This window comes from Rhabdothermincola sp. (assembly GCF_036846205.1).
Classification (GTDB): domain Bacteria; phylum Actinomycetota; class Acidimicrobiia; order Acidimicrobiales; family Acidimicrobilacustridaceae; genus Rhabdothermincola.
Genome location: NZ_DAIUCK010000101.1, coordinates 1 through 11,408, shown reverse-complemented (window position 1 = coordinate 11,408; position 11,408 = coordinate 1). Strand labels below are relative to the sequence as shown.

General features: G+C 74.4%; 9 protein-coding genes and 1 riboswitch. Of the genes, 1 reads left to right on the top strand and 8 read right to left on the bottom strand.

The features are described 5' to 3' along the window. The 8 genes from V7004_RS13155 to thiE all read right to left on the bottom strand — a co-directional run. On the bottom strand, nucleotides 1–356 hold a 356-nt coding region (locus V7004_RS13155; RefSeq protein ID WP_334144527.1), incomplete at its 3' end, for an ATP-binding protein. 72 nt (nucleotides 357–428) lie between these two features. Beyond that, a complete protein-coding gene (gene thiC, locus V7004_RS13150) occupies nucleotides 429–2,120 on the bottom strand; it encodes a phosphomethylpyrimidine synthase ThiC (protein ID WP_334144526.1) in 1,692 nt (563 codons plus the stop codon). Continuing rightward, nucleotides 2,117–2,947: a bifunctional hydroxymethylpyrimidine kinase/phosphomethylpyrimidine kinase gene (thiD, locus tag V7004_RS13145; RefSeq protein ID WP_334144525.1), complete on the bottom strand. Its 831-nt coding sequence runs from the start codon at nucleotides 2,945–2,947 to the stop codon at nucleotides 2,117–2,119. Before thiD ends, thiC begins: the two co-directional genes overlap by 4 nt. Further along, nucleotides 2,944–3,555, bottom strand: a complete 612-nt coding sequence (locus tag V7004_RS13140; protein WP_334144523.1) for a thiamine phosphate synthase — start codon at nucleotides 3,553–3,555, stop codon at nucleotides 2,944–2,946. The genes thiD and V7004_RS13140 overlap by 4 nt, the downstream gene beginning before the upstream one ends. Next, complete coding sequence (locus tag V7004_RS13135) at nucleotides 3,552–4,376, bottom strand: thiazole synthase (RefSeq protein ID WP_334144522.1); 825 nt, start codon at nucleotides 4,374–4,376, stop codon at nucleotides 3,552–3,554. The genes V7004_RS13140 and V7004_RS13135 overlap by 4 nt, the downstream gene beginning before the upstream one ends. Continuing rightward, nucleotides 4,369–4,569 carry a sulfur carrier protein ThiS gene (gene thiS, locus V7004_RS13130; protein ID WP_334144521.1) on the bottom strand — a complete coding sequence of 67 codons (201 nt, stop codon included), beginning with the start codon at nucleotides 4,567–4,569 and terminating at the stop codon, nucleotides 4,369–4,371. Before thiS ends, V7004_RS13135 begins: the two co-directional genes overlap by 8 nt. Next, nucleotides 4,566–5,693: a glycine oxidase ThiO gene (gene thiO, locus V7004_RS13125; protein ID WP_334144520.1), complete on the bottom strand. Its 1,128-nt coding sequence runs from the start codon at nucleotides 5,691–5,693 to the stop codon at nucleotides 4,566–4,568. The genes thiS and thiO overlap by 4 nt, the downstream gene beginning before the upstream one ends. Then, nucleotides 5,690–6,301, bottom strand: a complete 612-nt coding sequence (gene thiE, locus V7004_RS13120) for a thiamine phosphate synthase (protein WP_334144519.1) — start codon at nucleotides 6,299–6,301, stop codon at nucleotides 5,690–5,692. Before thiE ends, thiO begins: the two co-directional genes overlap by 4 nt. After that, nucleotides 6,293–6,405: riboswitch (TPP riboswitch) on the bottom strand. (Overlaps the previous gene by 9 nt.) 434 nt (nucleotides 6,406–6,839) lie before the next feature. Here thiE and V7004_RS13115 point away from each other — a divergent pair. Next, nucleotides 6,840–11,339: a Calx-beta domain-containing protein gene (locus tag V7004_RS13115; protein WP_334144517.1), complete on the top strand. Its 4,500-nt coding sequence runs from the start codon at nucleotides 6,840–6,842 to the stop codon at nucleotides 11,337–11,339. The last annotated feature ends 69 nt before the right edge of the window (nucleotides 11,340–11,408 follow it).

The following is an 11,408-nucleotide window of genomic DNA, read 5'->3' as shown; positions in this document are numbered from 1 at the left end:
CCCCAGCGCCTGGCCAGCCCGTGCACCACGACCAACCCCCGGCCGCTGTCGAGGTCCGATGCCTCCCGCCCCCGGAACACCGGTAGGCCACGGTCCGTGTCTCCGACCCCGACCCGCACGTGGTCGGCGAAGCGCTCGACGGTGATGGTGAACCGGGTCCGGGCGTGCAGCACCGCGTTCGAGGCCAGCTCCGAGGTGAGCAGGGCCACGGTGCTCGCCGTACCGCCCGCCAGTCCGAGCGCCGAGACCACGAACGCCCGAGCCTGCCCCACCGACACCGACTCCGGCGCGAACGACGCCTGCGCCTCGACGAGTGGGGCGGGCCCGGCACCGACCCCCCGGGACGAGGTTCTCACGGGTCGTTCGCTACCCCGCACCAGCCCGTACAGACCTCGGCCGGTCCAGATGGGCCGATCGTCATGGATCCGTCACGGCCCTCGTGGTGCCGTGCGCTCCTTGAACTCGGCCGCCTTCTCCCGCAACCCGAGCTCGATCGCCTGCGACTCGGGGACCCCTCGTGCCTCCGCGTAGCGTCGGACGTCCTGGGTGATGCGCATGGAGCAGAACTTGGGGCCGCACATCGAGCAGAAGTGCGCGGTCTTGGCCGGCTCCGCCGGGAGCGTCTCGTCGTGGAACGCTCGAGCGGTGTCGGGGTCCAGGGCCAGCTCGAACTGGTCCTCCCAGCGGAACTCGAACCGGGCCCGGCTGAGCGCGTCGTCCCAGGCCCGGGCGCCCGGGTGGCCTTTGGCCAGGTCCGCGGCGTGGGCAGCGATCCTGTAGGCGATCACCCCCTGCTTCACATCCTCGCGATCCGGCAGGCCGAGGTGCTCCTTCGGGGTGACGTAGCAGAGCATGGCCGTGCCGTGCATGGCGATCATCGCCGCGCCGATCGCGCTGGTGATGTGGTCGTAGCCGGGTGCGATGTCCGTGGTGAGCGGGCCGAGGGTGTAGAAGGGCGCCTCCCGGCACCAGTCGCGCTGCAGCTCGACGTTCTCGGCGATCCTGTGCATGGGCACGTGACCGGGACCCTCGATCATCACCTGCACGTCGTGGCGCCAGGCCCGCTCCGTGAGCTCGCCGAGTGTGCGCAGCTCGGCGAGCTGGGCTTCGTCGTTGGCGTCGGCGATCGAACCGGGCCGCAACCCGTCACCGAGGCTGAACGCCACGTCGTAGGCGGCGAAGATCTCGCAGAGCTCGTCGAAGTGCTCGTAGAGGAACGACTCGGTGTGGTGTGCGAGGCACCAGGCGGCCATGATCGACCCGCCCCGGCTCACGATGCCGGTCACCCGCCCGGCGGTGAGCGGCACGTAGCGCAGCCGCACCCCGGCGTGGATCGTCATGTAGTCGACCCCCTGCTCGGCCTGCTCGATCACCGTGTCGCGGAACAGCTCCCAGGTGAGCTCCTCGGGTGTGCCGTCGACCTTCTCCAGGGCCTGGTAGATGGGCACCGTGCCGATGGGGACCGGGCTGTTGCGGATGATCCATTCCCGGGTGGTGTGGATGTCGGGCCCGGTGCTGAGGTCCATCACCGTGTCGGCTCCCCAGCGGGTGGCCCAGGCCAGCTTCTCGACCTCCTCGGCGATCGAGCTGGCCACCGCGCTGTTGCCGATGTTGGCGTTCACCTTCACCAGGAACGCCCGGCCGATGGCCATGGGCTCGCTCTCCGGATGGTTGACGTTCGCTGGCAGGATGGCCCGCCCCCGGGCGATCTCGTCGCGCACCAGCTCGGGGTCGAGCCCCTCCCGCCGGGCCACGAACGCCATCTCAGGGGTGATCTCCCCTCGGCGGGCGTAGTGCAGCTGGGTGACGGTCCGGCCCGGCCTGGCTCGCAGCGGCGCCCGCGGTGGGCCCTGCCACGGCTGGCCGGTGGCGGTGGCGCCCCGGCGCGCCGCCGCCCGCCCGTCATCGCGCAACGACGGCCGGCGGGCACCGGGGTGCTCCTCGACGTCGCCGCGGGCCCGGATCCAGGGGTCGCGCAGGCGCGGCAGGCCGCGGGTGGGGTCGCCGCCCGGCCCGGACGTGTCGTACAGGTGGAGGACCTCGCCGTTGCTGAGGGTGATCTCCCGCTGCGGGACCCGGATCCCGTCCGGCCCGTCCAGGTAGGTCTTGGTGGTGGTCATGCCTGCTCCTCTCGCTCCCATCCGAGGTGGTCGAGTGGTCCGTGACCGGCACCGAGCGCCCAGCGTGCGCCCCCGGCGACGGCCCGGTGGACGAAGTCCTTGGCGTGCTCGATGGCCTCCATGACGTCGTGGCCCAGCGCGAGGTGGGCCGCGATCGCGGAGGCGAACGAACAGCCGCTGCCGTGGTTGTTCACGGTCGGGATCCGCGGGCGGCGAAGCTCGATGGTGCCGCCCGCGGTGGCGACGACGTCGACGGCCTCGCCGAGGTCCCCCCGCTCGCCGCCGACCGGGTGGCCGCCTTTGACCACCACCACCTCCGGCCCGCTGGCGAGCAGCGCCGTCGCGGCCTCTCGCTGGCCGGCGCGGGTGGTGATCTCGCGGTCGAGCAACACCTGCGCCTCCCACAGGTTGGGGGTGACCACCCGGGCGTGGGGGAAGAGCCCCTCGAGGTAGCGCCGCTCGGCGGCGGGATCGAGCAGGCGGGCCCCCGAGGAGGCCACCATCACCGGGTCGACGACCAGGTTCGGGAGTCGGCCCGCAGCCGCGAGCGCCGCCACTGCGTCGACGATCTCCGTGCCGGCCAGCATCCCGGTCTTCACGGCCCGCACGTCCAGGTCGTCAAGCACCGCGTCGATCTGGGCCACGACCATCTCGGCGGGCACGGGGTGCACGGCGCGCACCTCGGTCGTGTTCTGGGCGGTCAGGGCGGTGACCGCTGAGGTGCCGAACACCCCCAGCGCGGCGAAGGTCCGAAGGTCGGCCTGGATGCCGGCTCCGCCCCCCGAGTCCGATCCGGCGATCGTCATCGCCACCGCCGGTGTGCTCACGGTTCGCCCCCCGCGACGGCGATCGCTCGCCCCAGTGCGGCGACCGTGCTCGCCGGGTCGCCGGCGCGCATCACCTCACCCATCACGGCCACGCCGTGTGCGCCGGCCTCGAGGCAGGCCGCCGCATTGGCGGGCGTGACGCCACCGAGCGCGAACACCGGCACCCCGGCTGCGGCCACGAGCCCTCGCAGCCCGTCGATGCCGAGCGTCGGCCCGTAGCCCGGCTTCGAGCGCGACGCGAACACCGGCGACACGGTGACGTAGTGGCATCCCTGCCGGCGGGCTCGGGACAGCTCGCCGGGGTCGTGGCAGGACCGACCGACGAGCGGCGGCGCCGGCTGCGGGGCGGGGTCGGCGCCGGCGAGGTGCACACCGTCGGCGGGGCCGCCGTCGAAGGCCAGGGTGGGATCGGAGGCCACGAGCAGCACCTCCACGTGGGGGCGCAGCGCGGCGGCGAGGGCGGCGCGCTCGGGGGCCGGCAGGTCCTTCTCCCGCAGCACGACGGCCCGGGCCCCGCCGCGCACCGCGGCCCGCACCACCTCGACCAGCGGACGTCCCGCGGTCTGGGTGCGGTCGGTGAGCACCAGCAGGCGGGGGAGCGCGCTCACCCGCGCTCCTCCGGCTCGCCGGGGTCGAGCTCGGCGAGGCCGTCGAACGTGGTGGAAGCCTGGGCGTAGAGCCGGCGGGGGATGCGACCGGCGAGGTGCGCCTCGCGACCGGCCTCCACCGCGGCCCGCATGGCTCGGGCCATCCGCTCGGGGTCGCGCGCCCGGGTGACCGCGGAGGCGAGCAGCACCCCGTCACAGCCCAGCTCCATGGCCCGCGCCGCGTCGGATGCGGTCCCGATGCCGGCGTCGAGGATGACCGGCACCGGCACCTGCTCCCGGATGATGGCCAGGTTGTAGGGGTTGCGGATCCCCATGCCGCTGCCGATCGGCGCCCCGAGCGGCATGACCGCCGCGCAGCCGATCTCCGCCAGGCGGGTGGCGGTGACCGGATCGTCGTTGGTGTAGGGGAGCACCACGAACCCGTCGTCGACGAGCTGCTCGGCCGCGTCGAGCAGCTCCACCGGATCGGGCAGCAGCGTGCGCTCGTCGCCGATCACCTCCAGCTTGATCCAGTTGGTCTCGAACGCGTCGCGGGCCAGCTTGGCGGTGAGCACGGCCTCGGCGGCGGTGAAGCATCCGGCGGTGTTGGGCAGCACGCGCACCCCGGTGCGATCGACCATCTCCAGCAGCCCGCCGGGCTGGCCGGGGTCGACCCGGCGCAACGCCACGGTCACCAGCTCGGTGCCCGAGGCCCGAACGGCCCGCTCGAGCACCTCCAGGTTCGGTGCGCCGCCGGTGCCGAGGATCAACCTGGAGCGCAGGTGCTCACCGGCGATGCTCAGCCGGTCGGCGCTCGCGTCGCGCTCGGTTCGCTCAGCCACCTTGGGCCGCCCGCAGGATCTCGATCCGGTCGCCCTCGCGCAGCGGCTGATCCGCCCACCGGCTGCGGGGCACGACCTCACCGTTCACGGCCACCGCCACGCCCCGGGTGCCCGCGCCGAGACGCTCGACGAGCGCGGCCACCGTCGTGGCCTGCTCGTCGAGCGGGCACGGCTCGCCGTTGAGCACGATCACCGCCGGAACCTCTCGATCGTGAACGGCGCGACCTCCGGCGGGAGCTTGCCGTCGACGAGCAGGCTGGCCACCGCGTCGGCGGTGATCGGCGCCAGCAGCACACCGTTGCGGTGGTGGCCGGTGGCCAGCACCAGCCCCTCGACGCTGGTCGGCCCGATCACCGGCGCGTGGTCGGCGCTCGCCGGCCGGAGGCGGGCGAGGGCTTCGACCTGCTCGAGCTCGGCCACCGCCGGCACCAGCTCGACCGCCGCGTCCAGCAGCTCGCGCACCCCTCCGGCGGTGACGGTGGTGTCGAAGCCCTTCTCCTCGACGGTGGCCCCGATCACCAGCTCCCCGTCGGTGCGCGGCACGAGGTAGATGGACCAGCCGTGCACGAGGCCGTGCACGTTGCGGGTGACGGGCGGCGACGCCGGCTCGAAGTGCAGCCGCAGGATCTGGCCCTTGACCGGGCGCACCGGTGGTGCGGCCTCCGCGGGCAGGCCCGCCACGGCGGCGCTCCACGGGCCGAGCGCCAGCACCACGTGATCGCCGGCCACGACGTCGCCGCCCTCGAGCGCCACACCTCGAACCCTCCCGCCGCCCGCCAGCACCTGTGTCACCTGCTGCTCCACCAGCTCCACGCCCGCGGCCCGGGCCGCGCCGATCAGCGCAGCACACACCCGGCGGGGATCGACCGACGACTCCCGATCGACGCGCACACCGCCACGCACCCGTGGCGAGAGCATCGGCTCCAGGGCCCGGCACTCGCTGCTGCGCAGCCGCTGCACCTCGAGGCCGAGCTCCTCCTGGAAGCGGCGGGCGGCGTCGAGGGCCCGCAGGTCGTCGGCGTCGAGGGCCACCGCGATGGTGCCGTTGTGGCGAAGCCCGAGCTCGGCGCCGGTGGCCGCCTCCAGCTCGGCCGCGAAGCCCGGCCACCGGTCGTACGCCGCGAGGTGCAGCGCGACCTGCGCCTCCTCCCCGTAGCGGGCCTCGGCGACCGGGCAGAGCATCCCGGCGGCGGCGTGCGACGCCGCGCTGGCGGGTGCCGGGTCGACGACGCTGACCGCGAGTCCTGCTCGGGCCAACCGCCAGGCGATCGACAGCCCGATGATCCCGCCGCCCGCGACCACCGCGCGGCCGGTCACGGCTGCACCGCCTCCAGCGCGGCGAGCAGCTCGCGGGTCGCGGCCCGCGGGTCGTCCGCGTCACGGATCGCGCCGATGACCGCCACCCCGTGCGCGCCCGCCTCGAGCAGCTCGGGGATCCGGGCCGCGGTCACCCCGGCGATGGCGATGACCGGGATCGACACCGCTGCGGCGACGGCCCGCACCCGCTCGGCCCCGCCGGGCTCGGGCAGCCCCACCTTGGACGACGTGGCGTAGCAGGGGCCGACCCCGAGGTAGGTGGCGCCGGCGATCTGGTGCGCCCGGGCGGTCAGCGGGTCGCGGGCGGTGCCGCCGACCACGAACGCGGGGTCGGCGGCCACCCGCCGAGCGGCACCGACCGGCAGGTCGTGCTCGCCGACGTGCACGCCGTGCGCGCCCGCGGCCAGCGCCACGTCGAGCCGGTCGTCCACCACCACCGTGGCGCCGTGGGGCGCGGCCAGCTCGAGCACCCGGCAGGTGAGGTCGTGGACCTCGGCGTCGGTGGCGTCCTTGGCCCGGACCTGGATGACCGGTGCACCGGCATCCAGCGCCGCGGCCGCGATCGGCAGCCGATCGGTGATGACGTGCAGGCGACCCAGCTCGGCCAACCTCGTGCTCCCTTCGCCGGCATGATCCGGATCAGGTTCGAAACGGTCGGGGGCGGATCAGCCCCCCTCTCAGCCCGGTCCTCCGGACTCCCGTGCGTGTCGTGCTCACTCTACGGTGCCGGTGGCCTGCGTGCGAGCGAGCCGGGCGTAGCGCGCCGGCGGGATGCCGATGGCCGCGGTGAAGTCCCGGGTGAGGTGCGCCTGGTCGCTGTAGCCGAGCTCCGCGGCTCGAGCCCCCGCCCGGCGCGGACGACCAGACCCGGCTGCTGGCCTTCCTCGGCCGCTCGCTGTGACCCGCCGGTTCCTCCGGGTCACGCCGGGTTGCAGGCCGGATGGGTGAGGTGATCACCACGTAGCGTGAGATTCTGAGCCCCAGAACCGGAATCACGCTCAAAATAACCACGGCGCGTGACGGATCGGCTCATCCTTGTTATGGTCGCCCCGGCGATGCGTGACTGCGGTCACGTTCAACTGGAGGGCGGGTGGGCAGGCGATGGCCCACCCCGGGCGACAAGAGGGGCGGTACCCAACCATGCGCGTGCGTCGCAAGCTCGCGGTCGTTCTCACGTTCGCGCTCGCATCCACCGGCTTGGCCATCGGGAGCTCGATCCTCCCGACCGATGCGGCGACGACCCCGGTGACCACACCGATGAACTGCACGGCCAACACCCCGATCGGCTCGGTCGCGGTGTCCCAGGACGTCACCGTCACCACCACCGCCCCTGACGGGGTGGAGAACGACACGGTGTTCACGGTCTCCTCGGCCAGCGACACCACGCAGGCGCCGAGCAGCGCCTCGGGGTTCGCGGTCAACAGCCTGCGCGACCTGCGGATGAACATCCCGATCGCGGCCAACGCGGTGTACGTGAGCCACAGCCTGGGCGCGGACGGCATCATGCCGCCGGGCGCGGGCACCCCCTCGCTGACCTACAACGCCGGCGCCAACCGCCTCGAGCTCAGCATCCCCGGCCCGATCCCCGGCGGGGCGACGTTCCGCATCCCCACCATCAACACCGTGTTGAAGGCGGCCGGGCCGGCCTTCGCCACCATCCAGCCGAAGCTGTCCTTCTTCACCACCACGGTCAACGTGAACTTCCCGTCCCCGATCGGGGCCAGCGACGTGGTCACGACCTGCACGCCGGTGGCGCCGGTCCCCGCGCTGTCGACCACCACCATCATCCCCCCGGACGTCACCGCCCCCACCGCCACCATCATCACCCCGGCGAGCGGTGCCACCTACGGGTTGGGCCAGGTCGTCAACGCCTCCTACTCGTGCAGTGACCCGGCGCCGGGGTCGGGGGTGGCCTCCTGCACCGGCACGGTGCCGAACGGCTCGCCCATCGACACCTCCAGCGTGGGTACCAAGTCCTTCTCCGTGACCGCGGTCGACAACAAGGGGAACAGCTCGACCACCTCCACCACCTACACCGTCGCCGACGTGCCGGCGGTGTCCGTGCGGGGCGGCTCGGTGGTCGAGGGCAGCGCCCCCGGTGCGGGTGGCCAGCTCGCCTTCGAGGTCAGCCTCTCCAAGCCGTCGCTGAGCACGGTGACCCTCGACTACGCCACCGTCGACGGCACCGCGGTCGCCCCCGGCGACTACGCGCCGGTGACCGGCTCGCTCACCTTCACCCCCGGCGGCTCGCTCAGCCAGACGGTCCTGGTCGACGTCGCGGCCGACCTCACCTTCGAGGAGACGGAATCCCTGTCGTTGCAGATCACCGACACCCACGGCTCCGCCAGCGTCGGCGGGTCGACCCCGGGACGCATCATCGACGACGACGCGCCGCCCGTGCGGGTCTCGGGTGGCTCGGCGGTCGAGGGGCCCGGCGCGGCGATCACCTTCACCGTGACCCCAACCCGCCCCTCGCCGTTCGACGTGTCGATCCCGTACGCCACCGCCGACGGTTCGGCCACCGCCGGATCCGACTACACCGGCGTCGCCGGCACCCTCCAGTTCAGCGCCGGGAGCACGGCTCCCCAGACGGTCACCGTGCCGGTGCTCGACGACGCGCTCGACGAGGGCGACGCCGAGTCCTTCACCCTGGAGGTCACCCAGTACGACGGCCAGGTTCTGGTCACCGCCGGTACGATCGTCGACGACGACGGCGACGCCCCGGCCGACTACACGGTGCCCGGGTTCGCCATCGGCGACGTGTCGATCACCGAGTCCGACCAGGGTGATCTCAACGCCAACGTCACCGTCCGCCTGAGCGGCCCGGCCGCGGTGGCCTCACAGGTGCAGTACCGCACCATCGCCCGCACCGCCACCGCCGGGGTGGACTTCGCCCAGAAGACCGGCACGCTCAAGTTCGGCATCGGCGAGGTGGCCAAGACCGTCACCGTGAAGATCAAGCCCGACCTGCTGGCCGAAGCCGACGAGAGCTTCACCGTCGAGCTGCGTAACCCGGTCGGGTACCCGATCCAGGATTCGCAGGGCACGGTCACCATCCTCGACAACGACGGCTCGAGCGCCCCGTGCTGTGTGGCCACCGTCGCGGGCACCGCGGTGTGGGAAGGCGACACCGGGCTCGGCTCGGTGCTGGTGGACGTGTCGTTGAACCGGCCGGCCAGCGCGCCGCTGACCGTGAAGGTCGCCACCGCGCCCGGCACCGCCACCGCGCTCGACTTCAACAGCCTGAACAAGAACGTGACCTTCCAGGCCGGCCAGCAGCGCAAGACCGTCAAGGTGACCATCCGCCACGACAACCTCCGGGAGGGTGACGAGCAGGCGACGGTCAACCTCACGGCGGTGAGCGGGCCGGTCACCATCGGTACGCCCTCGGCCCGCCTGGTGATCCTCGACGACGACCACCAGCCCTCCGCACCCGAGAACCTGGCGGCGGTGCCCAATCCCGACGGGCTCGGGCTGGTGACCCTCTCCTGGGATCTGCCGGCGAGCGCGCTGGTCCCACCGCTGGCCCCGTGGCGCTACGACGTGCGGATCTCGACCGACCACGGCGCCACCTGGGGCCCGTGGCAGCCGACCGGCACTGGCGCCGGCCGGAGCCTGGTCCACGACTGCGGTGCCGGGGTCACCTGCACCTACCAGGTGCGGGCCATCAACAGCCGCGGGGTCGGTGACCCGAGCGCGACCGCCGACGGCGTGGGCTACGCCGACACCGAGGCGCCCTCCCCGTCGCTGGTCACCCCGGTCGACGGCGCCAACCGCGACTCGTGGACCGCGCTGACCTACGCCGGCGACCTCGGGCTCGAGCGGGGTGACCACCCCGCGGTGAACGTGTCCATCCGGCAGGGGGCCACGGTCGTGCAGAGCTTCCCCGGCGTGGTGTCCGGCGGGAGCTGGATCGCCACCGCCCCCGCTCCGCTGGCCCCCGGCATCTACACCGCGGTGGTCGAGCAGTCCGACCGGGTGGGCCTCACCGGCAGCGACTCGGTGGTCTTCGAGGTCCGCGATGCGGTCTTCGTGTCCGAGCGGGGCGACAACGCGGCCCCCGGCTCGGCCGCCGCGCCCAAGCTCACGGTGCCGGCCGCGATGGCCGCGGCCGCGGCCGCGGGCCGGCCACAGGTGGTCGTCGGTGTCGGGTCCTACAACGTCGGCGCGGGTCTCAGCCTGGCCAGCGGGGTGCGCCTGATGGGCGGCTTCGATCAGTACCGCGGCTGGTCGCGGCCGGGCACCGCCGGTGCGCCGGGCGTGGCCGACAACACGCTCACCACCTTGCGGGGTGCGCCCCAGGCCGCGCTGGCGAGCGGCGCGGTGACCGCGACCGTCGACGGCCTGACCCTGCAGGGCACCAACAGCGGCCTCGGCGCCGGGGCCTCGGTGTACGGGCTGCGGGCCGTGAACGGCGCGCACGTGACCTTGACCAACGTCCGGGCCCGGGCGGAGGCCGGCCTGCCGGGCACCGACGGCGCCAACGGCGCCAACGGGGTCAACGGCACCGCGGGGGCCGAGGGCGGCACCGGCTGGGAGAACTGCTACACGGTGCCGGGGCGCCCACCCAGCCCGGGCGGGCCTGGCGGCAGCGGCGCGGCCGCGGGTGGCGCGGGCGGCTCCGCGCCCTGTCCGACGCCCGACTGGGCCGGCTTCGGCACCGGTGGCAACGGCAACCCCGGTGCGACCGGTGGCGGCGGCGCCGGCGCGGGTGGTGGAGGTGCCGGTGGCACCCCCTCGGGCAGCGCCGTGTGCGGCAACGGTGACCCGGGCGGCGGCGGTGGTGGCGGCGCGGCGGGTAGCGCGGGCACGACCGGTGGCGCCGGTGGTGCCGGTGGGGTCGCCGGTGCGACCTGGTCCGGCGCGAACGGCGGCAACGGCGCCTCGGGCACCGCGGGCAGGGGCGGCGGCGGCGGTGGTGGCGGCGGCGGCCAGAACGCCGGCGCCAACTGGTCCTGGATCTGCGAGGGCTGGGACCGCGGTGGCGGTGGCGGTGGCGGCGGCGGCGCCGGCGGCGGCGGCCAGGGCGGCCAGGGCGGCACCGCGGGCGGAGGCTCCTTCGGGATCTACGCCTTCAACGCCACGGTCGTGGTCGACGCCACGGTGACCGCCAGCGCCGGCAACGGCGGCAAGGGCGGCAACGGCGGCAAGGGCGGCGACGGCGGCAACGGCGGTCCGGGTGGGCGCGGTGGCTCGGTGAGCAACGCCGGCAACGGCGGGGCGCCGGTGGGCAACGCCACCCCGACCTTCGCCGGGCTCAACCTGTGCGGGCTGGGCCTGTACGCCTGCTTCCCGGACGGCGGCCCCGGCGGCGCCGGCGGTGGTGGCGGCGCCGGTGGCGGGGGTGCCGGTGGCGGTGGCGGCGCGGGCGGCCCGAGCGTGGGCATCTTCCACTCGGGCACCGGGTCGATCGTGAACGCCGCCGCCGCGGTGGCCTCCGCGGGCAGCGGTGGCGCCGGGGGCCTCAAGGGCGGCAACGGCCAGGCCGCGGCCGGTGGTGGTGGTGGCGACATCGCTTCGGGGGCCTGGACCACCGCACCCCGCGCCGGCGGGGCGGGCAACTCGGCCCCCGCCGGGGCGCTGGGCAACGACGGCGGCGCCGGGCAGAGCTGCAAGCGGCTGATCGCCGGGGTCTGCACGCCCTGACCGGTGGCGGGCCGACGATCGGGGCCGGGTCGGCGGGACCGCGGGCCCCGGCGCCGGTGGGGAGAGGTG

What these genes read in the sequence shown, in the direction of transcription:
- thiC (WP_334144526.1), bottom strand. Translation starts at nt 2,120, where the DNA reads ATGACCACCACCAAGACCTACCTGGACGGGCCGGACGGGATCCGGGTC.